The 24,276-nt window shown below is 57.2% G+C and carries 24 protein-coding genes; 7 read left to right on the top strand and 17 right to left on the bottom strand.

The window, feature by feature from the left end:
• Positions 1–145 precede the first annotated feature (145 nt).
• The 14 genes from EDB94_RS04825 to EDB94_RS04760 form a co-directional block, all read right to left on the bottom strand.
• Positions 146–427, bottom strand: a complete 282-nt coding sequence (locus EDB94_RS04825) for a pyrimidine/purine nucleoside phosphorylase (RefSeq protein ID WP_088827498.1) — start codon at positions 425–427, stop codon at positions 146–148.
• Positions 428–497: 70 nt separating this feature from the next.
• A complete protein-coding gene (mnhG, locus tag EDB94_RS04820) occupies positions 498–905 on the bottom strand; it encodes a monovalent cation/H(+) antiporter subunit G (RefSeq protein WP_014577876.1) in 408 nt (135 codons plus the stop codon).
• A complete protein-coding gene (locus EDB94_RS04815) occupies positions 898–1,170 on the bottom strand; it encodes a monovalent cation/H+ antiporter complex subunit F (RefSeq protein ID WP_014577875.1) in 273 nt (90 codons plus the stop codon). The genes mnhG and EDB94_RS04815 overlap by 8 nt, the downstream gene beginning before the upstream one ends.
• A gap of 9 nt (positions 1,171–1,179) precedes the next feature.
• Positions 1,180–1,653: a Na+/H+ antiporter subunit E gene (locus tag EDB94_RS04810; RefSeq protein ID WP_014577874.1), complete on the bottom strand. Its 474-nt coding sequence runs from the start codon at positions 1,651–1,653 to the stop codon at positions 1,180–1,182.
• On the bottom strand, positions 1,650–3,164 hold the full coding sequence (locus tag EDB94_RS04805; RefSeq protein WP_108017607.1) for a Na+/H+ antiporter subunit D: 1,515 nt from the start codon (positions 3,162–3,164) through the stop codon (positions 1,650–1,652). Before EDB94_RS04805 ends, EDB94_RS04810 begins: the two co-directional genes overlap by 4 nt.
• On the bottom strand, positions 3,161–3,508 hold the full coding sequence (locus tag EDB94_RS04800) for a Na+/H+ antiporter subunit C (protein WP_014577872.1): 348 nt from the start codon (positions 3,506–3,508) through the stop codon (positions 3,161–3,163). The genes EDB94_RS04805 and EDB94_RS04800 overlap by 4 nt, the downstream gene beginning before the upstream one ends.
• A 34-nt stretch (positions 3,509–3,542) precedes the next feature.
• Positions 3,543–3,968 carry a Na+/H+ antiporter subunit B gene (locus EDB94_RS04795; RefSeq protein WP_062781697.1) on the bottom strand — a complete coding sequence of 142 codons (426 nt, stop codon included), beginning with the start codon at positions 3,966–3,968 and terminating at the stop codon, positions 3,543–3,545.
• Positions 3,965–6,274, bottom strand: a complete 2,310-nt coding sequence (locus EDB94_RS04790) for a putative monovalent cation/H+ antiporter subunit A (protein WP_219908228.1) — start codon at positions 6,272–6,274, stop codon at positions 3,965–3,967. Before EDB94_RS04790 ends, EDB94_RS04795 begins: the two co-directional genes overlap by 4 nt.
• Positions 6,275–6,389: 115 nt before the next feature.
• A complete protein-coding gene (locus tag EDB94_RS04785) occupies positions 6,390–6,722 on the bottom strand; it encodes a Na+/H+ antiporter subunit G (RefSeq protein ID WP_014577869.1) in 333 nt (110 codons plus the stop codon).
• A gap of 41 nt (positions 6,723–6,763) precedes the next feature.
• On the bottom strand, positions 6,764–7,033 hold the full coding sequence (locus EDB94_RS04780; RefSeq protein WP_062781700.1) for a K+/H+ antiporter subunit F: 270 nt from the start codon (positions 7,031–7,033) through the stop codon (positions 6,764–6,766).
• Positions 7,030–7,518, bottom strand: a complete 489-nt coding sequence (locus tag EDB94_RS04775) for a Na+/H+ antiporter subunit E (protein ID WP_014577867.1) — start codon at positions 7,516–7,518, stop codon at positions 7,030–7,032. Before EDB94_RS04775 ends, EDB94_RS04780 begins: the two co-directional genes overlap by 4 nt.
• Positions 7,518–9,035, bottom strand: coding sequence for a monovalent cation/H+ antiporter subunit D (locus EDB94_RS04770; protein WP_014577866.1), 1,518 nt, complete (start codon positions 9,033–9,035; stop codon positions 7,518–7,520). Before EDB94_RS04770 ends, EDB94_RS04775 begins: the two co-directional genes overlap by 1 nt.
• Positions 9,032–9,400 (bottom strand): Na+/H+ antiporter subunit C, encoded by a 369-nt coding sequence (locus EDB94_RS04765; RefSeq protein ID WP_108017606.1) that lies wholly within the window; start codon positions 9,398–9,400, stop codon positions 9,032–9,034. Before EDB94_RS04765 ends, EDB94_RS04770 begins: the two co-directional genes overlap by 4 nt.
• A complete protein-coding gene (locus EDB94_RS04760) occupies positions 9,400–12,201 on the bottom strand; it encodes a monovalent cation/H+ antiporter subunit A (RefSeq protein ID WP_014577864.1) in 2,802 nt (933 codons plus the stop codon). Before EDB94_RS04760 ends, EDB94_RS04765 begins: the two co-directional genes overlap by 1 nt.
• Before the next feature lie 353 nt (positions 12,202–12,554).
• Between EDB94_RS04760 and EDB94_RS04755 the strand changes: the two genes are divergently transcribed.
• Both EDB94_RS04755 and EDB94_RS04750 read left to right on the top strand, forming a co-directional pair.
• Positions 12,555–14,609 (top strand): NADPH-dependent 2,4-dienoyl-CoA reductase, encoded by a 2,055-nt coding sequence (locus EDB94_RS04755; protein WP_108017605.1) that lies wholly within the window; start codon positions 12,555–12,557, stop codon positions 14,607–14,609.
• Positions 14,606–15,628, top strand: a complete 1,023-nt coding sequence (locus EDB94_RS04750) for a CNNM domain-containing protein (RefSeq protein WP_108017604.1) — start codon at positions 14,606–14,608, stop codon at positions 15,626–15,628. The genes EDB94_RS04755 and EDB94_RS04750 overlap by 4 nt, the downstream gene beginning before the upstream one ends.
• A 15-nt stretch (positions 15,629–15,643) precedes the next feature.
• On the opposite strand, the gene EDB94_RS20680 is transcribed toward EDB94_RS04750, so the two are convergent.
• Both EDB94_RS20680 and EDB94_RS04745 read right to left on the bottom strand, forming a co-directional pair.
• The gene (locus EDB94_RS20680) at positions 15,644–15,808 is read right to left on the bottom strand and encodes a hypothetical protein (RefSeq protein ID WP_014577861.1); all 165 of its coding nucleotides are present in this window, start codon (positions 15,806–15,808) and stop codon (positions 15,644–15,646) included.
• Positions 15,809–15,918: 110 nt separating this feature from the next.
• The gene (locus EDB94_RS04745; protein ID WP_108017603.1) at positions 15,919–16,914 is read right to left on the bottom strand and encodes a GlxA family transcriptional regulator; all 996 of its coding nucleotides are present in this window, start codon (positions 16,912–16,914) and stop codon (positions 15,919–15,921) included.
• 114 nt (positions 16,915–17,028) lie between these two features.
• On the opposite strand from EDB94_RS04745, the gene EDB94_RS04740 reads away from it, so the two are divergent.
• Complete coding sequence (locus EDB94_RS04740; protein ID WP_088556670.1) at positions 17,029–18,831, top strand: acyl-CoA dehydrogenase; 1,803 nt, start codon at positions 17,029–17,031, stop codon at positions 18,829–18,831.
• Positions 18,831–19,610: a crotonase/enoyl-CoA hydratase family protein gene (locus tag EDB94_RS04735; protein WP_108017602.1), complete on the top strand. Its 780-nt coding sequence runs from the start codon at positions 18,831–18,833 to the stop codon at positions 19,608–19,610. The genes EDB94_RS04740 and EDB94_RS04735 overlap by 1 nt, the downstream gene beginning before the upstream one ends.
• Positions 19,611–19,840: 230 nt before the next feature.
• Here the strand turns inward: EDB94_RS04735 and EDB94_RS04730 are convergent, their stop codons facing one another.
• A complete protein-coding gene (locus EDB94_RS04730) occupies positions 19,841–21,109 on the bottom strand; it encodes an alkane 1-monooxygenase (protein ID WP_014577857.1) in 1,269 nt (422 codons plus the stop codon).
• A gap of 183 nt (positions 21,110–21,292) precedes the next feature.
• Between EDB94_RS04730 and EDB94_RS04725 the strand changes: the two genes are divergently transcribed.
• From EDB94_RS04725 to EDB94_RS04715, 3 genes are all read left to right on the top strand, one after another.
• Positions 21,293–21,544 carry a hypothetical protein gene (locus EDB94_RS04725; protein WP_041645413.1) on the top strand — a complete coding sequence of 84 codons (252 nt, stop codon included), beginning with the start codon at positions 21,293–21,295 and terminating at the stop codon, positions 21,542–21,544.
• A 90-nt stretch (positions 21,545–21,634) separates the two neighbouring features.
• Positions 21,635–21,931, top strand: coding sequence for a hypothetical protein (locus tag EDB94_RS04720; protein ID WP_108017601.1), 297 nt, complete (start codon positions 21,635–21,637; stop codon positions 21,929–21,931).
• A 179-nt stretch (positions 21,932–22,110) separates the two neighbouring features.
• On the top strand, positions 22,111–24,123 hold the full coding sequence (locus EDB94_RS04715; protein ID WP_108017600.1) for a PhoX family phosphatase: 2,013 nt from the start codon (positions 22,111–22,113) through the stop codon (positions 24,121–24,123).
• Positions 24,124–24,276 lie beyond the last annotated feature (153 nt).

Below are 24,276 nucleotides of genomic sequence, written 5' to 3'. Positions count from 1 at the left end.
ACAGGAATAAATCTGACACAGATTGGCTGAAACAGGAACCGAAAAGCGTGAAAAAATGCAGAGCGAACGGTGGCTTAGGTGCGAAATCCGTTTCGCTCTGCGGACGCGCCCCTCAGGGGCAGCGATATTACTCGTAGGTGCAGAATTACTCGTAGGTGCAGAGGTAAGCCGTATCGATGTCGGTCTTTGCCTTGAAGCTGGCCTGACCCGCTACGTCAAAACTCTCGCCGGCACCGTAGGTCATCCACTCTTCCATGCCGGGGAGCAGCACAGTGAGGGCGCCGCTGATGACGGTCATGGTTTCTTTCTTGCTGGTACCAAACTCGTACTCGCCCGGGCTGATCACGCCAACGGTGGCTGGCAGAGTCGAGGTCTGGAAGGAAATGGACTTGGCCTGGCCGTCGAAATATTCATTTACTTGCAGCATATGCTGGCTCCTCGAATGATGTGGGCAGCCTACTATACGGGAATTTCGTGCACTTCCAATGACAAAATAATCAGCCTGAGCCGTCCTTGTTATTGTCGGGCACTGCTCGGTCTGTTTTGGTTTCAAGTCCGCTGTAAAGCTTGTGGGTGTCCGGATCGTATCGTTCCCGCAGTTCGTCCTTGGTGGTACCGCTCCAGAGCGAAATTCCGGTGAAGTAACCTGCCCGCCCGATGACATGAGCAGCGATCGGAGCGGTCAACAGGATAAACACGATGAAGGCGATTGCCCTTGCCGCGACCGCGCTGTCTGAAAAGTGCAGTGCTACCCCGGCCATCGTGAGTATCGCGCCCATCGCGCCTGCTTTGGTGGATGCGTGCATGCGTGTTGGCAGGTCTGGCAGTCTTACGATGCCGATGGCCGCAAGCACCATGAATGAGGCCCCTGCCAGCAACAGGATGGAAACGAAAATTTCACTCATCCTTGACGCCTCCACGCTCCAGGAACCTGGCGAACCCTATTGCCGCGAGGAAAGCGGTGAGGGATATCACGATCGCCACATCAAGAAAACTGGAGACACCGGTATCAATGGCGTGAACCCCAACGTAGCCAACCACCACGGAAGCAATCAGCTCAAGTGCAACCACGCGGTCCGCCAGGGAAGGGCCCCGGGTTAAACGGATGAAGGCAAAAAGTAACGCCAGGGACAGCATGAGATACACAATATTAATGGCGATTCCAAGCATGGTGGGCTCCTAGCGCATAACCTTGAGGATTCGGTGTTCCAGTTCTCTCAGGTCATTTCTGAGCTGTTCCTCGTCCTGAAGAAACATGGCGTGGATAAACAGCACCCGTCGATCATCGGAAACATCCAGGCTGAGGGTCCCCGGTGTCAGTGAGATCACACTACTGACGAACATGATCTCCATATCGGTACGTGCCTGTAGCGGAAATGCGATCACACCGGGCTTCATGTGCCAAACCGGCGTGGCGACATCGTAGGCAACCCGCAGGTTGGATTTCACCAGCTCTTTCAGGAAAAAGGCCAGGAAGGCGATTAATCTCGGAATTCTCCGGGAGTAGCCCTTCAAAGCGGGCACCTGGTTTTGCAGAACCATGAGCGCAATGTAGCCAAAGCAGAAGCCGGCCAGCAGGTTCATGGCAGTGACGCTGCCACTGAGAACCACCCAGGCAATTGCAAGCAGCAGGTTCCAGAACAGGCCAATCATTTCGGCGTCCCTCCAAGAACCGCTTCTATGTATAGCTGCGGGTTCATCAACTGGTCTGCGGCCGTCTCGGCCAGAACGTAAATTGGCTGGCCGTAAAGGCCAATAATGAGCGTGCAAGCCGCAAGCCCGACCACCGGCACATAGTAGGCCCAGTTGTGCGTATTTTTAATCTCGCCGTTGAGCCTGCCGACATCGGTCACATGGTCGGGAACCTTTTTCCAGAAGACTTCCGCCCAGATCTTGATCATTGAGTACAGGGTCAGCAAGCCAACCAGAAGAGCGATGGCGGAGATCATGTATTCACTGGCTTCCAGGCTGGCTTTCACCACAATGAACTTGGCGAAAAAACCGGACAAAGGCGGAATACCGGCGAGCGAGAGCGCCGGAATCAAAAACAACAGAGCGAGGTACGGGCGCTGACGGTAAACACCGCCCAGGTTCTTCAACTCATAGCTCCCAAGCAGACGGTAGGTGATGCCGCTCACCAGGAACAGATTCGTCTTCACAATGATGTGGTGCATGATGTAAAACACGCCGCCAATCAGGGCCAGAGGCGTGAATAGCGCCAGCCCGAGCAGCATGTAGCCGATCTGGCTGACAATGTGGAAAGAAAGGATTCGCCGGAATTCGAACTGCGCCGCCGCGCCGAGAACGCCGGTCAGCATTGTCAGGGCCGCGGCCCAGAGTAATATGGTGTGTGTGTAGGCGACGTCCTGCGTGAAGATCAGCGTGAACACCCGATAGAGTGCGTAAACCCCTACCTTGGTCAGGAGCCCTGCAAACAGCGCTGAGACGGCGACTTGCGGCGTGTGATAGGAGGCAGGGAGCCAGAAAAACAGGGGAAATGCCGCCGCCTTGATGCCGAACGATACCATGAACATCAGCGAGACCACCGTCACCATGCCAGGGTCTTCGACGCTGTTCAGTTTCTGTGCGATGTCCGCCATGTTCAGGGTGCCCACCATCCCGTAGAGCAGGCCCACGGCGGAGAGAAAAATGGCCGACGAGAACAGGTTCAGGGTCACGTACTTGATGGCGCCTTCCATCTGGGCTCGCTCCCCGCCCAGGGTCAGGAGGGCAAACGATGCGAGCAGCATCACCTCGAACCAGACGAACAGGTTGAATATATCGCCAGTCAGAAAGGCTCCGGCTACGCCGGCGAGCAGCAGGTGCATCAGGGGGTAATAACCGAATTTTTCATGACCTTTCGGTGTTGAGGCCAGCGAATAGATTGCGATGGCAAGGCCGATAATGCCGGTTAGCACAATCATGATGGCGCCAAGAACATCGGACACCAGCACGATGCTGAAGGGCGCAGGCCAACTGCCCATTTCAACCACCAGAAAGCCCTGCTCAATGGTTGAACTCATGAGCCAGATGCCGGCTGCCAGCAACAGCCCGGTGGCAACAACTGCAAGGACCCGCTGAAGCGTGATGGAGCGCCAGAATGCCAGGGACAGAGCTCCGGCTGTCAGGGGTATCAGGATCGGGAGAACGAGTTCCGGGTTCAAGTATCCGTATCCTTCATCTTGTCCAGGTCATCGGTTCCAACCACTTCGTAGGCACGACGGATCAGAACCACGGCGAACGCCAGGACGCTGAAAGCAATCACAATGGCGGTGAGAATAAGGGCTTGCGGCAGCGGATCGGCCACTGCTCCAACGACTTCACTCGCCCCCTCGGGAATCAGCGGTGGTGCGCCCCGGGTCAAACCCGCGACCACGAAAATCAGAAGGTTGGCCGCGTTGCTCAGAATGATCAGGCCAATGACGAGTTTGACGATGGAGCGGCGCAGCATCATGTATATGCTGGCTGTAAAAAGCAGCCCAACGACATAGGCCATCAAGGTTTCCATAACTGAGCCCCCTCCCTGGCAATGAATGCACGGTTCATTCTTCCGACTCCATCAGGCTGATCACAAAGGTCATCAGCGTTCCCAGGACGGCCAGGTACACGCCAATGTCGAAAATCAGAACGGTTGATAGTTTCAGGTAGCCTTCACCGGGGAGTGGAACCTCCCACCAGAGTGCGGTAAGCATGGCCTGGCCAGTCCAGAAGGCAGGGATTGTTGAGGCGAGACCGAAGAGCAACCCGGCCGCCAGAATATCCCGGGGACTGACACGCAGCAGCTTGCGGGTTGATTCGGCGCCAAACGCGAAGGCATAAAGCACAAAAGCACTTGCCGCCACCAGTCCACCGATAAAACCGCCACCGGGTTCGTCGTGCCCGCGCAAAAGCAGGAACACCGAAAACATCAGTTGTAGCGGCATAATCGCGAGAGCGGCGGTGTGGAGTATGAGCGTGTTGGTTTTCATGGCTTGTGCTGGTCCTCCGCCCTGAGTTTGACCATCGAGTAAACCCCCATCGCCGCAAGGCCCAGAACAAAGATTTCCCCCAGGGTGTCCAGCTGCCTGAAATCCACCAGAATTACATTGACGATGTTTTTGCCGAAGGCCAGGCCATAACTGTTTTCAATGTAATAGCTGGAAATACTGTCGAAGTACTGGATATCCAGCACCGCAAGCATCAGCAGGGTCATGGTCGCGCCGGCAAAGATAGCCACGGACAGGTCCCGATAACGTTCCCACGGCGATGAGAGGTTGACGAAAGGCGGCAGTTTGAAGAGCACCAGGACCAGCAGTATCACAGTCAGGGTCTCCACGAGGAGCTGAGTGATGCCAAGATCCGGCGCGCTGAAATGAATGAATATCAGGGCCACCCCGAAACCCAGCACGCCGACTGACGCAACGGAACCCAGCCGGGACCGGGTGACACTGGCAAACACGGTGGCTGCGACAATAAGAAGAGCGATGCCAAACTCGTAGAAGTAGCCATTGCTGAAATCGAAATCCAGCTGGAAACCGTGGCGGGTGAACAGCGTGTAGCCTGTCAGACCGAAAGTGACCAGAACGAGGATCAGCAGATAGATGCCCAGAACCCCGTTTTGCAGCACCCGGGTTTGCCAGCTGGCAACTTGGGTGATCCCGAGCATGAATCGGAAATAGCCCGCCTCCGGACCAAAGCGGCTGGCGGCCGTGTTGACGGCATAAAGCGTCGGATGCAGTCGCTGCCAGGTTATGAAAAGCAGGGAGCCTGCGAGGAGGCTGGCGCCAGACAGCATCAATGGAACATTCACTCCGTGCCACAGGGCCAGAGCCGTCGTCACCCCAGTGCCATAGACGGATGAGACTGTGGCATCCAGTACGAAGATTGCGGGCACAAATGGCGCCACGCCAAAAATCAGCGCCAGAAGGGTCAATACTGCCGGCCCAATCAGCATGGCGACGGGCGCGTCGTGGGGCTGTTTGGGAGTGGTGCGAACGGGACCGAAGAACGGCTTCAGGAAAACCAGTCCCGCTACGGCCACGACCAGAATCGACGAAGCGACAGCTGCTGTCAGGAGCCCCCATGGCCACACCGGCGAGTTGATAACCGACTCGAACATCAGTTCCTTGGCAACGAAGCCGAAGAGTGGCGGAAGCCCTGCCAGCGACAATGCAGCCAGCCCGGTGATAACCGCGGTCCTCGGCATGCTGCGCCAGAGCCCGCCCATTTTCGTGATGTCTTTGGTGCCTGTTTCGTGGTCCAGTGCGCCCGCCAGCATGAACAGGGCGCCCTTATACAGCGAGTGCGCCACCAGAACGCAGACGAAAGCGATGATCGCCTTTTCCGTGCCGATCCCGATGAGCATGGTGAGGGTGCCCAGCGCCATGACCGTCGAGTATGCCAGCACCTTCTTGATGCCGGTGCTACTGTAGGCCAGGTAGGCGCCAGTGAGCATGGTCGCAGCGCCGAAAAGCATCAGGGAGTTGCTCCACAGTGCATCCCCATCCATGGATGAATTCAGGCGCGCCAGCAGATAGACGCCGGCCTTGACCATGGTCGCCGAGTGCAGGTAGGCAGAAACGGGGGTGGGCGCAGCCATGGCATTGGGTAACCAGAAGTGAAATGGTACCTGCGCAGACTTGGTGAAGGCTCCGATGAGTATGCAAACTGCCGCCGCGGTGTAGTAACCATGGTCGTGAATGGCCAGATCGGATGCCAGTATCTCGGAGAACGAATAGCTCCCCGTGATGAAGATCAGGAGAATCAGGCCGGCCATCAGTACCAGGCCGCCTCCCGCTGTGACGAAGAGCCCCTGCAGGGCGCATTTCCTGGCTTCTGCATCTTCATGGTTGAAGCCGATCAGCATGTAGGACGTGATGCTGGTCAGTTCCCAGAACACGAAAAAAGTGATGAGGTTGTCGGATAATACCAGCCCAAGCATCGACGCCATGAACGACAGCATGATGACGTAGAATCGGCCGAGATCCTTGTGGCCCTGGAGGTAGGAACCGGCATAGATCAGGATAAAGGTTCCGATACCGCTGATCAGAAGCGCGAAGACCAGTGCCAGGCCATCAACCATGAAATCCAGCGAGACGCCGAGTCCGGGCATCCACTGGTTACGAATCAGAAGAGTTTCACCGCCGCTGACCGCCGGGATGAGGCTGACAAAATAGGCCGTGAGCAATGCGGGGAGAAGGGCCAGCACCCAGCCAATGTGTTTACCTGCCACGCGATAGAGCGCGGGAACCGCCACAGCCAGCAAAAATCCCGAAAGCACAGCCAGTAACATCATTCAAGGGTGCTCCTTTAAGACCCAAGTTAAAACGTCCTGCAGTTAACGGCGGTTTTTATAATCAGTATTTAATACGATTCCTTGGCACAAAAAGTTCTTGGACTTGTTGATTGAATTACTGGTCCCAGGGATGGCCCCGGGTGTTTTCTGTGGTGTTAACCTTCAAATGCATGGCAGCTTTTGCCAGGAAGTTGGCACTCACAGGGGCCGTCATGAACAGAAAGGCCGTGATCAGGAATTCCTCAATACCGATGCCCTGTCCAAGTGTGCTGAAGTAGATCACAGAGCTGATGACGATGGCGCCCACTCCAACCGTGGTTGCTTTGGTGGGGCCATGAAGGCGAGTAAAGAAGTCCGGTAGGCGAGCCAGGCCAATGGCGCCGATCAGGGTAAATGCGCCACCGATGATCAAAAGCAGGCAGATGGCGAATTCAGCGTAGGGATTCATCGGATGTTTCCTCCAGGAGCATTTGTGTGCCGGGTGCGGGCTTACTCAATGACGCTGCCCCGCTTCAGATATTTGGCCATGGCGACGGTTCCAACAAAGCCCATGACAGCAATCAGAAGAGCCGCCTCAAGGTACATGCGTGTTCCGAGTGTGAGGCCGAGCAGAATAATCAAAGCAATGGCGTTGATGTAGAGCGTGTCAAGTGCCAGCACTCTATCGGGTGCATCCGGCCCCTTGATCAGACGGTATACATTCAGAAGCGCCGCCACAGTGACCATGGCAATGGTGATGTAGAGGGCGATGACTATCATTGGAACATCTCCAGCAGAGGCTTCTCGTAGCGGGTTTTGATCGTATCGATAACTGTCTGGTCGTCCTCGGCGTCAAGCGCGTGAATCAGCAGCAGCTTGTTGTCATCGCTGACGTCAGCGCTCACAGTGCCGGGCGTCAACGAGATAGTGCTGGCCAGAATCGTGATGGCCAGAGGGTGCTCCAGCTCCAGGGGATAACAGACAAATGCGGGACGTGCCGGCCGCGGGCTGAGGATGAGCCGTGCCACTTCAACACTCGCGATAACAATATCCCAGACAACGCGCAGGAGGTAGGCGGGCACTCTCCAGGCTTTGATGAATGCCGGCGGATCCGGCCAGAAGCCCTGGGTTATCTGCGGTATTGCCCATGCCAGGATCAGGCCCAGTACTGCGCTGCCACCGCTTATTCCGTCACTCAGAAACTGCCAGGTGATAAAAAGGGTAAGGCTCAGCCAGGGCTGGGGAAAACTCAGGCGATCAAGCATCAGCTGTCCTCCCTGACCATCTTGGTTTGCAGGATCTCAATATAGGCATCCTTGTTGTGCAACTGTTCGGCCGTGGCATCGGTGTAGCGGGTAATCGGGCCAGCCAGCACAACGATCACCACTGCCAGTGCAGTCAGGGCACCGGCTGCGACAGAAATCCGGCCGTTGAGCGGATCTGGCTTTTCCAGATGACCATCCACCGTGCGCCAGAAAACGATACTGCCAGCGCGGCTGTACGCGATAACGGTCAGGAAACTGCCGATCAGAAGTACTGACCAGAGCCATGCCATTTCGGTTCCCGATTGAACAGATTGCAGAATCAGGACTTTGCCGAAAAAGCCACTCAATGGCGGAAGGCCAGCCGCTGCTACGGCTCCGACCAGGAACAGCACGCTCAGGAAAGTGCGGTTCTGCATTTTGGGGGCGGTAACGATTCGATCCTTGGCCGAGCCCCTTTGGTTGGCCACCAGCTCTGATACCAGGAACAGGCCGCCAACCGTCCAGGTGGTGCTCAAAAGATAGAACAGGGCAGCAGACAGACCGGCTTCGGACCCGAGCGAAATCGGTGCCAGCAAAGTGCCCACGGAAATGATGACCTGCCAGGCGACCAGGGTTTTCAGGCTGCCGGACCCCAGCGCACCAATAACCCCCATGGCGAGGGTGGCCAGGGCAATGGGGAACAGCCAGTCCATGCCCAGATTGGCGAGTTCGCCGGCGTCGTCGCCGAAGATCAGGAGATAGACCCGCAGAATGGCGTATATGCCAACCTTGGTCATCACCGCAAACAGCGCGGCCACGGGCGCCGTGGCTTTGGAGTAGGCGCGGGGTAACCAGAAGCATAGGGGTAGAATCGCGGCCTTGAGACCGAACACCACCAGTAACATCATGCCGCCGGCTTTAACTATGTTCAGACCTTCCCCGGACACCTGCGGAATCTTGACGGCCAGGTCTGCCATATTGAGGGTGCCGGTGACGCTGTAGATCATGCCAACACTGATAAGGAACACGGCGGAGCCTATCAGGTTCAGCACGACATAGTGCAGGCCCGGAACGGTCCTTACCGTGCCACCGCCATGCATCAGCAACCCGTAGGAGGCAATGAGCAGCACCTCGAAGGCAACAAACAGGTTGAACAGGTCACCGGTCAGGAAGGCGATGTTCAGACCCATCAGCTGGAACAGGAAAAGTGCATGGAACTGGCGGTTGCCCTCGTCGGCACCGCCGATCGAATAGATGTGACAGAACAGGGCCAGCACGGCCGTCATGACCAGCATAAGTGCTGCGAGACGGTCCAGGACCAGTACGATCCCGAACGGTGGCTGCCAGTTGCCGAACGCATAGATGCGATAGCTGCCGTCGTCTGCCAGTACCAGAAGCACGATGGCGGAAACCAGCATCAAAACGGTTGTAGCCAGTGCCAGGGTGCGGCGAAGACTGATGGGTGCATAGCCCATGAAAGCCTGAAGAATGCCACCTAGCAGCGGAATCAGAACAGGAGCGGTAAGCCAGTGGTTCATTTACCGTTTACCTCCTCTTCCTGTTCCGGAGCAGGCGATTTGTAGGGTTGTTTACCATCCACGTGGTCGTCCTCGTTGTCCGCCAGGTTGCGCAGTGACAGGACGACAACGAACGCGGTCATGGCGAAACCAATCACGATAGCAGTCAGTACCAGTGCCTGTGGCAGCGGGTCGGAATAGCTCGAAGCCGTTCCGAGGACCGGTTGCTGGCCGGTCGCCAGGCGACCGCTGGAGAAGAGAAAGAGATTCACCCCGTAGGACAGCATGGTCAGTCCCACCACGACAGGAAAGGTGCGAGCCCGCAGAATCAGATAAACGCCGGATGCCGTCAGGGCACCAATTACCAGCGCAAAAACAAGCTCCATTATGCACCCTCCTTTTTACTCTTTATGGCGGAGTGGGGAGATATCCGGCCGATACTGACCAGCGCAAGCAAGGTAGCGCCGATCACAGTGAGATAGACGCCCAGATCAAAAATCAGTGCAGACGCGACCTCGAATTTGCCAACCACAGGCCAGGTTATGTAATCGAACGTGGAGGTCAGGAACGGATAGCCAAAGGCGAGGCTTCCGGCGCCGGCAACTGTTGCGAAGAGCAGGCCAAGGCCGATCACGTTGTGGTAACGGACAGTGATTCGGTCTTCGGTCCAGTCCATACCGCTGGCAATGTACTGGAGAATAAGGGCAACCGAAGTCACCAGGCCGGCGATAAAGCCGCCCCCGGGCAAATTGTGACCCCGCAGGAAAATGAAGGCGGATACCATCAGTGCCAGTGGCAGCATGGGCCGGGCAATCAACCTCAGCATCAGCGGGTGGGAATCCCGGGTCCATGCATGTCCCTCGCCGTCGCTGGGAGGTGGCGTCAGGGCCGTGTCCTTCAGCATGGCGTAGATGCCAAGGGCAGCAATGGCAAGAACGGTAATCTCACCCAGGGTATCGAAGCCCCGGAAGTCCACCAGGATCACGTTGACCACATTGGTGCCGCCGCCGCCGGTTTTGCTGTTTTCTAGGAAGAAATCAGAAATCGAACTGAACGGTTGGGTCAGCATCGCCAGTGTGACCAGCGTCATGCCAATGCCGGCTACCGCCGCAATGGCAATATCCCGCAACCGGCGTTTCAGTGGTGTCTCGATGGGCGTCCATGCAGGCATGTAAAAGATTGCCAGCATCAGGAGAACAATGGTCACGACCTCAACGGAAAGTTGTGTCATTGCCAGATCTGGTGCTGAGAAACGGGCGAAAGCCAGAGCCACGATCAGACCGACGACGCTCAGCAAAACAAGGGCATAGAACCTTTGACGGTGCAGGATGGCCGTTGTCAGAGCACAGAAGATCAACAGAACGGCCGCGATCCCTGTTGGTAAATCCACCGGGCTCAGTCCGTTTTCGCCGACAAAAATGCCAAGCCCGAGAAGCGGCATGGCTGCGACCGCGATAGCGCTTACCAGAAGAAGCATGGCGTATCGCTGAAGCGAGCCATTTTCGATGCGCGTGGTAAATCTGTTGGCGAGATCGACAACCCGCAGCACCACCGCTTCGAATACCGCCTTCTCATCAATTTCCTTGAACCGGGCGTGGAAGTCGAAGAAGCGCTGACGCTGGCTGTACATCAACAGTCCACCGAAGAAAGCGACGAAGCTCATGACCAGCGGCAGGTTAAAGCCGTGGTAAACAGAAAGCGTGTAGTCCGGCACATCGCCGCCAAGCGTGGCGGACGCTGCAATCTGGAGCAGCGGGCCAACGGAAACAGCAGGGAACACGCCGACCATGATGCAGGCAAATACCAGGATCTCCACCGGAAACTTCATGTAGCGTGGAGGCTCATGCGGTGGGTAGATCGGGAGATCGACGGGCTTGCCGTTGAAGAACACATCGTGGACAAAACGTGCTGAGTACGCCACCGCGAAAATACCCGCGAGTGTGGCAACGATCGGAGGTAGCCAGGCCCAGAGCCCCGGCAGGTTCAGCTCCAGGGATTCGGCAAAGAACATCTCCTTGCTCAGGAAGCCGTTCAGCAGTGGTACGCCTGCCATCGATGAGGCGGCCACCATGGCCAGGGTTGCGGTGTGCGGCATGTAACGCCAAAGGCCATTGATGCGCCGCATGTCCCGGGTGCCGGTTTCATGGTCGATGATACCGGCGGCCATAAACAGGGAGGCTTTGAACGTCGCGTGGTTGATGACGTGGAACACCGCAGCCACGGCGGCAAGCTGGGTGCCCATGCCGAACAGCAGGGTGATCAGGCCCAGGTGACTGACCGTCGAGTGGGCAAGCAGGCCTTTCAGGTCGTGCTTGAACATGGCCACATAGGCACCAATGAGCAGGGTGGCCATGCCGGTAAAGCTGACCATGTAGAACCACTGTTCAGTACCTGCCAGGGCCGGATACAGCCGGGCCATGAGAAAGATGCCGGCTTTGACCATGGTAGCCGAGTGCAGGTAGGCAGATACCGGTGTCGGTGCCTGCATGGCGTGAGGCAGCCAGAAATGGAACGGGAACTGGGCCGATTTGGTGAACGCGCCCAGCAGAACCAGGGTCAGGGCGACCGGATACATGGCATGAGCCTTTATCTGGTCTCCGGCTGCCAGCACGTCATCCAGTTCGAAGCTGCCAACAATGTTGCCGATGATCAGGATGCCGGCGAGCAGTGCAAGGCCGCCGCCGCCGGTTACCGCGAGTGCCATCCGGGCGCCACGGCGGGCGTCCTGTTTATGGGTCCAGAAACTGATCAGCAGGAACGAGGTCAGGCTGGTCAGTTCCCAGAAAATCATCATCAGGAGCAGGTTGCTTGAAAGCACGATGCCGAGCATCGATCCCTTGAAGCACAGCAGCAGGGCGTAGAACTTGCCGACGTTTTCATGGGCTTTCAGGTAATAGCGGGCGTAAAGAATGATCAGCAGCCCGATGATCAGGATCAGCAGAGCGAACAGCAGGGACAGCCCGTCCAGACGAAAACTGAAGGAGAGACCGAGCGCGGGGAGCCATTCGTAGCTGTGCAGCACAACGCCGCCGTCAGCAAGGGTTTCCCAATGCGGGAAAAGGGCTGCGAGTGCGATCAACGCGGGTACAGAAGATGCAACGGCAATCGCCGTTCTGCCGCCCTGGGCGAACAGGGGTGCGGCTATGGCACCCAGAAAAGGCAGTAAAACAACCAGCGGTAGCGACATCGCAACCTCGTTATTGGTTTTCTTTTACGTGAGTATTGAAGGCATGTTTGCCTGAGTCTAGTCTCCGGCCGGCCACCCTGCACATCGGGCAACGTTCCCTTTACGGCATGGCGGGTGGGGTGGATCAGCAGAAGGCAGGCGGGTCCGGGAAGTACGGAAGACGTCCCCGGTGCCGCGCGATGTCAGCGGTAACAGGTGGGCGGGTAACTCTTGTGCAGCCGAAGGACCTTGCGGTCATGGTTGCTCCGTCAATGAAACTTGATTGCCGATGATACGTGCCCCGTCTGGAAGGTCAAGTCAACTTGCCATTGATCAAGTGTATACTCGCGATAAATATTTATTGAGAGAGTCCCATGAGCGACACCTATCCCAACCTTCTGAAACCCCTGGATCTCGGCTTCACTGAACTTAAGAACCGAGTGCTGATGGGGTCCATGCACACGGGCCTGGAAGATCGGTTCTGGAACATCCACAAGTTTGCGCGGTACTTTGCCGAGCGCGCAGAAGGTGGCGTGGGGCTCATGGTGACAGGCGGTTTCTCGCCCAATCTGGTTGGGCAGCTGGCCCCCCTTGCCTCGACCATGAACAATCGGGCAACGGCTCTTTTGCATCGTCATGTGACCGGCGCGGTGCATGAGGCCGGCGGCAAGATCTGTATGCAGATCCTGCACGCAGGGCGTTATGGCTACCAGCCTCTGATTGTCTCTGCGTCGGCAACCAAAGCGCCGATCAGCCCGTTCAAGGCCCGCGCCCTTTCCTCGAAAGGGGTTGAACGTCAGATCAACGATTTCGTCAGTGCCGCGAAGCTCGCCAAATTTGCGGGTTATGATGGCGTCGAGGTGATGGGCTCCGAAGGCTATTTCATCAACCAGTTTTTGTGTGAGCGGACCAACAAGAGAACGGACAAGTGGGGTGGCCCTTACGAGAACCGTATGCGCCTGCCCGTGGAGATTGTCCGCCGTATGCGCGAAGCTGTTGGGCCTGAATTCATCATTATCTACCGGTTGTCCATGCTGGACCTGGTCGAGGGTGGCCAGACCTGGGAGCAAATCGTGACGCTGGGCAAGGCCATTGAGCAGGCAGGAGCCACCATAATCAATACCGGGATTGGCTGGCATGAAGCCCGGGTGCCCACCATCGTTACCTCGGTTCCCCGGGGCGGCTTCGCCGATGTCACCGCCAAGTTCTATGGCGAAGTGGATATCCCGGTGTGTACCACCAACCGCATCAACACCCCCGAAAAAGGAGAAGAGATTCTCGCCGCCGGAAAGGCGGATATGGTGTCGATGGCCCGGCCTCTGTTGGCGGACAGCGAGTTTGTTCGCAAAGCCGAGCAGGGGCGCAGTGACGAAATCAACACCTGCATTGCCTGCAACCAGGCGTGTCTTGACCATGCCTTCCAGGCCAAGCGGGCATCGTGCCTTGTAAACCCGAGGGCCTGCCACGAAACCGAGCTGGTGTTGACGGTAGCGCCGGTTGTGCGCCGGGTCGCAGTGGTGGGGGCCGGACCTGCGGGGCTGGCAGCAGCAACCACCGCCGCGAAACGGGGCCACAAGGTGACCCTTTTCGACGCAGACGATCGGATTGGCGGTCAGTTCAACTACGCCAAACGCATCCCGGGCAAGGAAGAATTCTACGAAACCCTTCGTTATTACCAGCGCCAGATAGAGCTGTTGGAGATCGACCTGAAGCTGGGCACGCGCGTGGACGCGGACTCACTCAAGGCCCAGGGCTTTGATGATGTGGTGATCGCCACTGGCGTGAAGCCGAGAACACCGGCAATTGAAGGCATCGATCATCCCAATGTGCTCGGATACCTCGATGTGCTCCGTCACAACAAACCGGTTGGTGCGACTGTGGCGGTTATTGGTGCCGGCGGTATAGGCTTCGATGTCAGCGAGTTCCTGACGCACGACTTCAGCCACCATCCCGAAGGCGAGCAGGTCAGCGTTGCCGACTGGCAGGCGGAATGGGGCGTCAACCCGGACTTCGATGGCCCCGGAGGCCTGGCCGAGCGCCAGCCAACACCGTCGCCCCGAAAGATTTACCTGATGCAGCGAAAAACCGGCAAGGTCGGCGGCGGTCTGGGCAAGACGTCGGGTTGGGTGCACCGCAACAGCCTGAAGCACCGTCAAGTCGAGATGCTGAGGGGCTGTCGCTATGAGCGGATTGACGACCAGGGGCTGCATATCTCCCTGACCGACAAAGATGGCAAGGTCACGGAGAGTCGGGTGTTGGCTGTGGACAATGTGATTATTTGTGCAGGCCAGGAACCTTATCGGGAACTTTTCGACGAGTTATCGGACTCTGGGGTGACCGCGCATCTGATCGGCGGTGCAGACGTCGCCGAAGAACTGGACGCCAAACGGGCCATCCGGCAGGGAACGGAAGTCGCAGCCAAATTATGACATTACTAATTGCCTTCGCAGTGCTCTCGATTGGCTTCTCCTTTTTATGCTCCATTCTAGAGGCGGCCTTGCTTTCGGTGACTCCGAGCTATATCGCCTCACTAAAAAAAGAGAAGCCGAAGCTTTTCGCGCGGTTGCGAAAACTGAAAGATAATGTGGACGATCCGCTGTCTGCAATCCTTACACTGAACACGGTTGCCCACACCGTGGGCGCGACCGGCGTTGGCGCCCAGGTGACTGTGGTTTTTGGGGAAGCCTGGCTCGGCATTGCCTCTGCGGTAATGACCCTGGCTATCCTGATATTCTCGGAAATTATTCCCAAAACCATTGGCGCCAAATACTGGCGGAGTATCGCGCCACGGCTGCCAGCTATTCTGGGATTCATGATCAAGGCGCTGCTACCGTTCATCTGGTTGTCCAAACAGGTCACCCGTCGAATTGGGTCTGGTGAGGCCGACGTTGATATCCGTGCGGAGATCAGCGCCCTGGCGGAGATCGGCAAGGATCAGCAGGCCCTGGACGAAGACGAACGGCGCATGATTCACAACGTCCTGCGATTCCACGAGATCAAGGTCAGTTCTGTGATGACACCAAGGACGGTCTGCAAGTACGTTGATCCGGGCATCACTTACGACCAGTTCCGGGAGCAGGTCAGCAAATCACCGTTCTCCCGATACCCGGTAATCGATGAGGAAGGCGAGGCGCTCGGGTACCTGCATCGGGCAGACCTGATCAACCTCGATTCCGATGTCGACCTGCTCGATCACATGCGCAAGATCAAGCGAGTGAAAGGCAACACCAACATCGAATTCCTGTTTTCGGACATGCTGCGAGAGCGGCAACACCTGGCCGTCGTCTATGACGAATTGGGAACCTGGCTGGGAATAGTGACGCTGGAGGACATACTGGAGACACTTTTGGGCACGGAAATCATGGATGAAACCGATAATGTCTCGAACCTCCGCCGGTATGCGAAGCAGCGCTGGAGCCGGCGTCTGAAGAAGTATGGCTCCGGATAGAAGGGTTTGGTTTGGCTAGCGGGCGGCTTTCAGGGCATTTGAAATCGCCTCGGCTTCAGCTTCAAGTACCTGACTTCGAAGGCTGTTTCCCTGCTGCAGTGCCTGCTCGATCTGCTTGCGCTTCATGTCGTACAGCCTGCTCAGAATCTCTGCCTGGCTTTGTCTGATCGGTGCATTCATGGCGGACCTCCCCATAGTGACACCTGTCGGTATTCTTTACGTTTCAGGCCGAACATTGGCCTTCAGTGGAAACCGATGCATAACCCGGGCCAGGCAGGACCGACCAGACATTACCTGACAAAGCGAGAGCGGTAGGCGCCCGGTGAAAGCCCGGTATGTTTGCGGAACAGACGCGTGAACGAACTCACGTCTTCGTAGCCCACCAACTGGGTGATTTCATCAATCGGTAACCGCGATTTCTCCAAATGCTGACGTGCCACCTCAATCCTGAGAAGTTGTAGATACCCGGTGGGCGTGTCGCCAGTGGCTGCCTTGAATCGGCGAATCAGAGAACGCTCGGTGAGACCACTGAGTGAAGCGAGGCGTTGCAGGGTAACAGGTTCCCGGTAATGACTGTCCAGCCAGTCCTGCAGCTTCAGAATGGCGGCATCAGAATGGTAACGGCGAGCTTGCAGGGCGCTATAAGGCGCCTGGCTGGTCCGCCCCGCATCAATCACAAACGCCTTCGCCAGCTCCCGCGCCACCTGAGCCCCCGCGTAACGTTCGACCAGATAGATCCCCAAATCCCACCAGGCCATGCCGCCCCCGGCACAGGCAATGTCGCCGTCCACCGTTACCAGCTTGTCCGGCTGAAGGTTCACCGCCGGAAAGCGCTGGCGGAACTGATGGCTGAAGCCCCAATGCGTCGTCGCCTGACGACCATCCAGCAGCCCCGCCTCGGCCAGCATGAACGCACCGGTACAGTTACTGGCTACCCGCACCTGCCCGGCGTCTGAAGACCGAAATGCGCCCAGCCATTCAATAAGCTCCGAATTCCCGGCCAGAACGGCTTCGATAGGACCACCAATAGTCGGTATCACCACCAGATCGCTGTCGTCGCCACCCGGTAACAAATCGTTCCAGGCTCCGTCTGGCTGAATAGTCAGTCCGTTAATGCAGCGGCAGGGCGCTCCTTCCTTCGTCAGAAGCCGGGTTGTGAACCGGGGTGTCGGCGCTTCATCGTTAATCCGCGCCCAGGTAACGCCGGCAAGACGGAAAAGATCAATAATGCCAGTGATAGCGCTGGCTAAAGCGCCATCAAAACCGATAACAGAGACCGTTCGCATGCAAACTCCAAATTAGGCCATCAGTGGCAATATTGACCATAATTATGTCATAAACGCCGGTTTCCAGGAAAAACCAGTTGTGAGAGGCTAACGACATCAAACAGGAGACCAAGCATGACCGACACCCTGATCGACCGCCGCGACCTGGCGTTCCAGCTCTACGAAGTTCTCGATACCGAAAACCTCACCACCCGCGAGCGCTTCAGCGAACACAACCGCGACACCTTCGATGCCGTCATTGAAACCGCCGACAAGATGGCACGGGAAAAGTTTGCCACCCATAACAGCGCCGCCGACAAGGACGAACCAAAGTTCGTCAACGGCCAGGTCGAGATGCTGCCGCAAGTGAAGGAAGCCTTCGACGCCTATGCGCAAGCCGGCTTTATCGCAGGACGTTACGACTATGAACTGGGTGGCATGCAGTTGCCTGAATCGGTCATGGCCGCCTGCAACGGCTTCTTCACAGCTGCCAACCCCGGCACCGCGGGTTACCCGTTTCTGACCACAGCTGCCGCCAACCTCATCCGGGTTTTCGGCAACGAACAGCAGAAAACCACCTTTCTTCCGAACATGCTCAGCGGTCGTTTCAGCGGCACCATGGCCCTGACCGAGCCCCACGCTGGTTCCTCCCTTGCGGATATTCGGACATCGGCGTCGCCCACAGATGAGGGGCACTATCTGATCAAGGGCGCGAAGATTTATATCTCCGGCGGCGAGCAGTCCATCACTGACAACATCGTTCACATGGTGCTGGCCAAGATCAAAGGCGCGCCGGCGGGCGTGAAAGGTATCTCCCTGTTCATCGTGCCCAAGTTTCTGGTGGATGATGAAGGCAATCCCACTGAACGCAACGGCGTCAGCCTCGCTGGCCTGATTCACAAGCTGGGCTACCGGGGAACCACGTCTACTGCACTGAGTTTCGGCGACGATGCCCCCTGCCACGGCTATCTGGTGGGCGAGCCCCATCAGGGCCTGAAATACATGTTCCAGATGATGAACGAAGCGCGGGTCGGTGTCGGTTTCGGCGCTGCCGTGATCGGCTATCGGGGTTACATGCACAGCCTCGAATACGCCAAAGACCGCCTGCAGGGGCGCAAGGCCAGCGAGAAGAACCCGGAAAGCCCGCAGGTGCCGATTATTGATCACGCCGATGTCCGTCGCATGCTGCTGGCCCAGAAAGCCTACAGTGAAGGTGGCCTGGCTCTCTGCCTCTATGGCGCACGACTGATGGATGACCAGCACACCCATCCGGACGAACAGAAACGCCAGGAAGCCGGAAAGCTGCTGGACCTGCTCACTCCGGTGATCAAAGCATGGCCTTCCGAATACGGCCCCAAGGCTAACGACCTGGCCATTCAGGTATACGGTGGCGCAGGTTACACCCGGGAGTACCCGGTAGAGCAGTGCTGGCGTGACAACCGCCTTAACCCGATTCACGAAGGCACCAATGGTATCCAGGCCATGGACCTGCTGGGCCGTAAGATCTGGCAGGATCAGAGCCACGGTTTGCAGCTGCTCATGCAGGAAATGCAGGTGGACCTGCAGGCAGCCACCACCGATCGTTGCCAGCAATGGGCCCTGTCCCTGAGTGAAACCCTGCAGCAGGCAGTGAAGGTTACCCAAAGCCTGGGTAAATCCCTGATGGAAGGCGATCCCGACAAAACCCTGGCCAATGCCTCCTGCTACCTGCACCTGTTCGGGCACATTATGGTGGCCTGGATGTGGCTGCGTCAGGCCAATGCGGCCTCCCATGCCCTGGGTTCCGCGAATACCGATGATGAACGCAATTTCTACCAGGGCAAACTGCAGGCGGCCCAATACTTCTTCCACTGGGAATTGCCAACCGTGGCTCAGGATCTGGTGCTGCTGCGCAATCAGGACGATACCTGCCTGAACATGAAATCGGAGTGGTTCTGATGGCTCTGGTAAATGTTGAGAAGAAAAATCACATCTTGCTGATCGGGCTGAACCGCCCGGAAAAAATGAACGCCATGAACCGCGAGATGTACCACCAGATTGCGGCGGCCTACCACCAGCTGGAAAACGACCCGGAGCTACGGGTCGGGCTGATGTACGCCGAGGGCGACCACTTCACCAGCGGCCTGCAACTGGACGACTGGGCGGGTGTGTTTGCCAACGGCAAGGGCATTGAACCGGGTGAGGGCGAACTGGATCCCTTCCACATTACCGGTCAGGCGCTGACCAAACCCGTGGTCTTCGCCGCCCAGGGCATCTGCTTCACTTGCGGCGTTGAGATGATGCTCAACACCGACGTGCGCGTCGCTGCTAAAGGAACGCGCTTTGCCCAACTCGAAGTGAAGCGGGGCATCTTCGCCTGTGGTGGTGCCACCATCCGCCTGCAACGGGAAATCGGCTGGGGCAATGCCCAGCGTTACCTGCTGACTGGCGATGAGTGGACCGCCGATCAGGCGTATCAGTGGGGGTTGATTCAGGAACTGGTGGAACCCGGCGAGCAGTTCAACGTCGCGTTGGAAATTGCCGAGAAAATTGCCAGGGCGGCGCCATTGGGTGTCCAGGGCAGTCTTAAATCCTCAAAAATTGCTGTCAGCGAAGGGCAGGAGGCTGCGAAGCAGCGTTTGTTCCCGGACCTTCAGCCGGTTATGGCCAGTGAGTATGTAAAGGAGGGAATTCAGTCATTCCTGGAACGTCGAGAGGCCGCTTTCAAAGGTAAGTAACGGCTCAACTTGGTCAGAAATCACGGGTTTTAGCGCTTATAAAGAAACCTGACTATATCGCCAGAGCTCAGGGCAGCCGACCGGGGTCTTCCTTCCGGGAGTGTGAGCAGCAAGGATGCTGCGATCAAGCCCCCACGGATGGGTTCACGGCGTCTCCCGGAAGGAAGACCCCGGTTGGCCGCCTGCACTCGAGCCTGAAGGTTGGGGCCCGAGCTGGCAGGCGGCTATATTCAGGCAGCCTCGGAATTCGCGGATTCGCGGCGAGCCTTCGCTTCAGCAGCTACCTCAGCAGCGTAGTCCGCATACCTGGCCATCAGCTCCTCTTTCCGGTCCGGATCCCAGTTGATTTTGCTCAGATCTCCCTCGTAGTGATCAATCACCCGCTTATCCATAGTTTCGTACCACCACTGGGGCAGATAGGCCGGCAGAAGCATCGAGGCATAACCACCGGGTAGTTGTGGAGCCTTCTCGAAATGCCGCAAAGCCTGGTAACTGCGCTGTGGATGCGCGTGATGGTCTGAATGCCGCTGGAGCTGATACAGGAACAGATTGGTCACAATGTGATTGCTGTTCCAGCTGTGCTCTGGTTGGGTGCGCTCATACTTGCCGTTCTTGTCTTTCTGGCGCAGCAGACCGTAGTGCTCGATGTAGTTCACACTCTCGAGCAAACTGGCACCGTAAACCGCCTGGGCCGCCAGAAACGGAACCGCTCTCGGGCCGCAAACCAGCGTTGTGGCGCCAAAGAACCCGGCGCTCATGGCCCATCCCTGCAGCAGCTCGTTGTCCAGGCTCCAGAAGTTCTTGCCCTTGCGGGCAAGCCTCGCCTTCTCGATCTTGATGGATGATTTGATTCCACCGAGCACCGTGCGTGGCAGGAACTTCCAGAAACTCTCGCCCATACGGCTGCTGGCAGGATCCTCCGGCGTGGCTACCCGCTTGTGATGACCAAAGTTGTGCTCAACAACGAAGTGGGTGTAGCCGGTGGGTGCCAGGGCTGCCATGGCCAGCAGCTTGTTCAGTCTGTTGGATTTGTGGCCGAGCTCATGGGCGGTATTGATCCCGACGCCATTGATAGCGCCAACCGTCAGCGTGAGCCCTATCTTGTCATCCAGAGGTGTGTTTTTGCGGCTGGCAAGCCAGGCACCCATGAAGGTCATGGCGTACTGGGTCGGAATAAATGCTTTCACAATCCGGTCGTAGTACTTGTCCTGCTCCAGTGTCTTCACCGCCGATTCCGGTGGATTGCTCTTATCCTCGCCGATAGCCCGATCCAGGGCAGGGATGATGCCGTGTACCAGCGCCGGGCCAGTCCATGCCAGGGCTTTCAGTTTTTTTGGAGCCAGGGCATAGCCGGTCAGTGCGGCCAGTCCGATTCCTGGCAGTGCGGGACCGAGTAGCCACATGTAACGCTTCGGGTCTTTCCAGTTGCCAGAGGCGTCTTTTTCAGCGGGCGCCGAGATTTTGTGTGATTGCAGGTTATCCGGGGTTTTGGCGTTCATTGTTGTCTCCCTTGCAGTGCGCGTACCTGCAATTTATGTCCGACAATCCAACAATGCAACGGGCGTCGACAGCTGTCTGGAACCTTGGCTCAAAATGACAATTACCATTTCTTTGGCAGAAAGCCGGTTTCTGGACCAAACTCATCTGAACAACAAGAGTCTGATCACAAGGAAGAATCAGCCATGCCCAATCCGTCGTCTGCGACCGCCTCATATTCTGTTCAGGGAATCATTCGGGAGTACTTGTCTTCCGGCAGGCTTACCGAAGTTGTTTACCGTGACAGCGCCGGTCAGATTTGTCTGGTTCATGATGTTATTCGCGATCTCTTCAGTCGCGCCGGGCAGGATTTTCTGTTGCTCGGGCGCGGAACCATGCTCCCGTTCGATCATGTTATTACCATCGATGGCCAGTTGCTCTCGGACAGTGCCGGTTAACGAAAGGGTAATGGGCCGGTAATTGCCCCGGGGCCAACCGCCCCGTACTCTGTGCACCGTTGTAAATGCTTACCAACAGAAGGATATGGTATGAACAAGCTCACACTGAGTGCACTTTTGATGGTTCTGACGCTCGGCATTGCAGCCTGCAGTTCGGAAGACAACGAAGGCGTGGATGTCGAGCAGGCTGCGGATAACGCCGGAGAGATGATGGACGACGCGGCGGATTCCACCGAGGAAACCCTGGAAGAAGCCACCGGCCAGGATGAAAGTGCCATGGGCGAGTTGCAGGAAGGCGCAGAGGAAGCTGGTGATGCCATGACTGATGCCGCCGAAGAAGCTGGCGATTCCATTGAAGAAGGCTACGAAGAAGCCACCCAGCAGTAACCGGGTGGGCTGACCGCTTCGCAGCAACAGTCTTTGCGAGGCGGTCGGTGTTCCGGTGGCCGCCCTTGTAAAGCAATGTTAACGAATTTGTCTTTTAAACTTACCCTTACTGTCATATTTCCCGCCGAAACTGGCCTCTCAACAACACCGACCCGCTGTTCTTTGAGAGAGGCAAAAACATGGCTAAGCACGACCTTGATCCCAACTATCTGGATCCCAACTACGAGCCGGTAGTCAACCACACTGACAACAACCCTTTCCACCAGGTTCTGGCCGCACGCATGCAGCGCCGTACAGTGATGAAAGGCAGCGTTGGAGCTGCCCTTGCCAGTGTGATGGGCCTGGGCCTCGCAGGTTGTGGCAGCGACAGTAACGACGGCACCACCAGCAGCAATGTTTCAAGTACCGATATCGGCTTCAAGGCGGTACCGACATCAACAGCCAACGAGGTGGTTGTTCCCGAAGGGTACTCTACTGAGGCGTTCCTGCCGTGGGGCACTCCGATTACCGGCTCCTACCCGGAGTACAAGCCGGATGGCACGAACACCGGTGCGGAGCAGGAACAACAGATGGGCATGCACCACGACGGCGTGCACTTCTTCCCGATTGACCAGAAGGCCGGCGGCAACAGCTCAACCGAAGGCCTTCTGGTGATGAACCATGAGTACATCAATCAGGGCGCTCTGCACGCCAATGGTGCCACCGAGGCATCGGATAACGGTGGCGTACGTCCGGCGGATGAAGTCCGTAAGGAAATCGCAGCGCACGGTGTTTCTGTGGTGCACATCAAACGCGACACCAGCGGAAAGTGGGACATTGTCTTTGGCAGCCCGTTCAACCGTCGCATCACCGGCAACACCGAAATGGACATTCGTGGGCCGGTTCGCGGCTACAGCAAGCTGATCACCAAATACAGCCCGGACGCCACCGAGACCCGCGGCACGCTTAACAACTGTGCGATGGGGCCGACACCCTGGGGCACTTACCTGGCTGCTGAGGAAAACTGGCACGGCTACTTTGCAAACAGCGACGCCACGAAGCCCCGGGAGCAGACCCGCCATGGTGTTGGAAGCTCCAGCCGTTATGACTGGGAACTGGCTGATAGTGCTGAGGATCAGTACGTTCGACTCAATGTAAGCTCTATCGGCGCATCCGCTGCCGATGATTACCGAAATGAAGCCAATACCTATGGCTACATGGTCGAGATTGATCCCTTTACCCCGGAAAGCAAGCCGCAGAAGCGTACTGCCCTGGGTCGTTTCGGTCATGAGGGTGTCATCTTCGCGCCGGCAAAGGAAGGCGAGCCGGTGGTATGTTACTCGGGCGATGACTCCCGTTTCGAGTACATCTACAAGTTTGTATCGTCGAAGCCTTACTATGCCGCCACAGCCGGTGGATACCTCCTCGACGAAGGCACTCTGTATGTAGCCCGCTTCAATGACGACGGCTCCGGCGACTGGTTGTCGCTGGACCTCAATGATGCTGAATTCAAGGCCAAGGTTGATGCTGCAGTGGGTACGACCGTTGGCGACATTGCCTTCGACGGCTTCGAGAATCAGGCTGACGTTCTTCTGAATACACGCCTGGCTGCCGATATCGCGGGTGCAACCCCCATGGACCGCCCGGAATGGGGTGCGGTTGACCCGAATTCAGGCCAGGTTTATTTCACCCTGACCAACAATTCCCGTCGTACTGAAGATCAGGTTAACGCGGCCAACCCCAACGCGAATAACCGTACAGGTCATATCATCCGCTGGAGCGAAGAGGGTAACGATCACACCGCGACCAGTTTCGACTGGGACATTTTCGTCTTTGCCGGTGAGCAGGGTACGGAAACCGTAGTGGGTGACGAAGTTATCGTTTCGCTGACCGACGACAATATCTTCAACAGCCCGGATGGCCTCTGGTTCGACTACAACGGTCGTCTCTGGATCCAGACCGATGGCTCCGACGCTGCACCCTACCAGAACAACATGATGCTGGCTGCCAATCCGGAGACTCGTGAAATCAAGCGTTTCTTCGTAGGTCCCCAGGGTTGTGAGGTGACGGGGGTTGTTTCCACGCCGGATGTGAAAACCATGTTTGTCAACATCCAGCATCCGGAAGGTAACTGGCCGGACTCCAGTGATCCTCGCCCCCGCGATGCAACCGTGATCGTTACCAAGGACGACGGTGGCGTGATCGGCGCCTGAGCCAACGCCAAAGTAGTCATCTGAACACCGCAAACCCGGCCCACTCGTTTACAGAGTGAGTCGGGTTTGCGGTTTTTTGTTTCAGAAACGCTATTCCCCGCCGATATGGTTATTAAATACACTAAAGTATGAGTTATAAACTCATGTCAATTC

The organism is Marinobacter sp. 3-2 (genome assembly GCF_003751355.1).
GTDB classification, from domain to species: domain Bacteria; phylum Pseudomonadota; class Gammaproteobacteria; order Pseudomonadales; family Oleiphilaceae; genus Marinobacter; species Marinobacter adhaerens.
Note: the sequence above shows the minus strand (reverse complement) of the source record. Positions and strands in the feature narration are given on the sequence as shown.

Excerpts from the sequence above, each read along its gene's own strand:
- EDB94_RS04825 (WP_088827498.1), bottom strand. The coding sequence starts at position 427 with ATGCTGCAAGTAAATGAATATTTCGACGGCCAGGCCAAGTCCATTTCC.
- mnhG (WP_014577876.1), bottom strand. The coding sequence starts at position 905 with ATGAGTGAAATTTTCGTTTCCATCCTGTTGCTGGCAGGGGCCTCATTC.
- EDB94_RS04815 (WP_014577875.1), bottom strand. The coding sequence starts at position 1,170 with ATGCTTGGAATCGCCATTAATATTGTGTATCTCATGCTGTCCCTGGCG.
- EDB94_RS04810 (WP_014577874.1), bottom strand. The coding sequence starts at position 1,653 with ATGATTGGCCTGTTCTGGAACCTGCTGCTTGCAATTGCCTGGGTGGTT.
- EDB94_RS04800 (WP_014577872.1), bottom strand. The coding sequence starts at position 3,508 with ATGGAAACCTTGATGGCCTATGTCGTTGGGCTGCTTTTTACAGCCAGC.
- EDB94_RS04795 (WP_062781697.1), bottom strand. The coding sequence starts at position 3,968 with ATGAAAACCAACACGCTCATACTCCACACCGCCGCTCTCGCGATTATG.
- EDB94_RS04790 (WP_219908228.1), bottom strand. The coding sequence starts at position 6,274 with ATGATGTTACTGGCTGTGCTTTCGGGATTTTTGCTGGCTGTGGCGGTT.
- EDB94_RS04785 (WP_014577869.1), bottom strand. The coding sequence starts at position 6,722 with ATGAATCCCTACGCTGAATTCGCCATCTGCCTGCTTTTGATCATCGGT.
- EDB94_RS04780 (WP_062781700.1), bottom strand. The coding sequence starts at position 7,033 with ATGATAGTCATCGCCCTCTACATCACCATTGCCATGGTCACTGTGGCG.
- EDB94_RS04775 (WP_014577867.1), bottom strand. The coding sequence starts at position 7,518 with ATGCTTGATCGCCTGAGTTTTCCCCAGCCCTGGCTGAGCCTTACCCTT.
- EDB94_RS04770 (WP_014577866.1), bottom strand. The coding sequence starts at position 9,035 with ATGAACCACTGGCTTACCGCTCCTGTTCTGATTCCGCTGCTAGGTGGC.
- EDB94_RS04765 (WP_108017606.1), bottom strand. The coding sequence starts at position 9,400 with ATGGAGCTTGTTTTTGCGCTGGTAATTGGTGCCCTGACGGCATCCGGC.
- EDB94_RS04760 (WP_014577864.1), bottom strand. The coding sequence starts at position 12,201 with ATGTCGCTACCGCTGGTTGTTTTACTGCCTTTTCTGGGTGCCATAGCC.
- EDB94_RS04755 (WP_108017605.1), top strand. The coding sequence starts at position 12,555 with ATGAGCGACACCTATCCCAACCTTCTGAAACCCCTGGATCTCGGCTTC.
- EDB94_RS04750 (WP_108017604.1), top strand. The coding sequence starts at position 14,606 with ATGACATTACTAATTGCCTTCGCAGTGCTCTCGATTGGCTTCTCCTTT.
- EDB94_RS20680 (WP_014577861.1), bottom strand. The coding sequence starts at position 15,808 with ATGAATGCACCGATCAGACAAAGCCAGGCAGAGATTCTGAGCAGGCTG.
- EDB94_RS04745 (WP_108017603.1), bottom strand. The coding sequence starts at position 16,914 with ATGCGAACGGTCTCTGTTATCGGTTTTGATGGCGCTTTAGCCAGCGCT.
- EDB94_RS04740 (WP_088556670.1), top strand. The coding sequence starts at position 17,029 with ATGACCGACACCCTGATCGACCGCCGCGACCTGGCGTTCCAGCTCTAC.
- EDB94_RS04735 (WP_108017602.1), top strand. The coding sequence starts at position 18,831 with ATGGCTCTGGTAAATGTTGAGAAGAAAAATCACATCTTGCTGATCGGG.
- EDB94_RS04730 (WP_014577857.1), bottom strand. The coding sequence starts at position 21,109 with ATGAACGCCAAAACCCCGGATAACCTGCAATCACACAAAATCTCGGCG.
- EDB94_RS04725 (WP_041645413.1), top strand. The coding sequence starts at position 21,293 with ATGCCCAATCCGTCGTCTGCGACCGCCTCATATTCTGTTCAGGGAATC.
- EDB94_RS04720 (WP_108017601.1), top strand. The coding sequence starts at position 21,635 with ATGAACAAGCTCACACTGAGTGCACTTTTGATGGTTCTGACGCTCGGC.
- EDB94_RS04715 (WP_108017600.1), top strand. The coding sequence starts at position 22,111 with ATGGCTAAGCACGACCTTGATCCCAACTATCTGGATCCCAACTACGAG.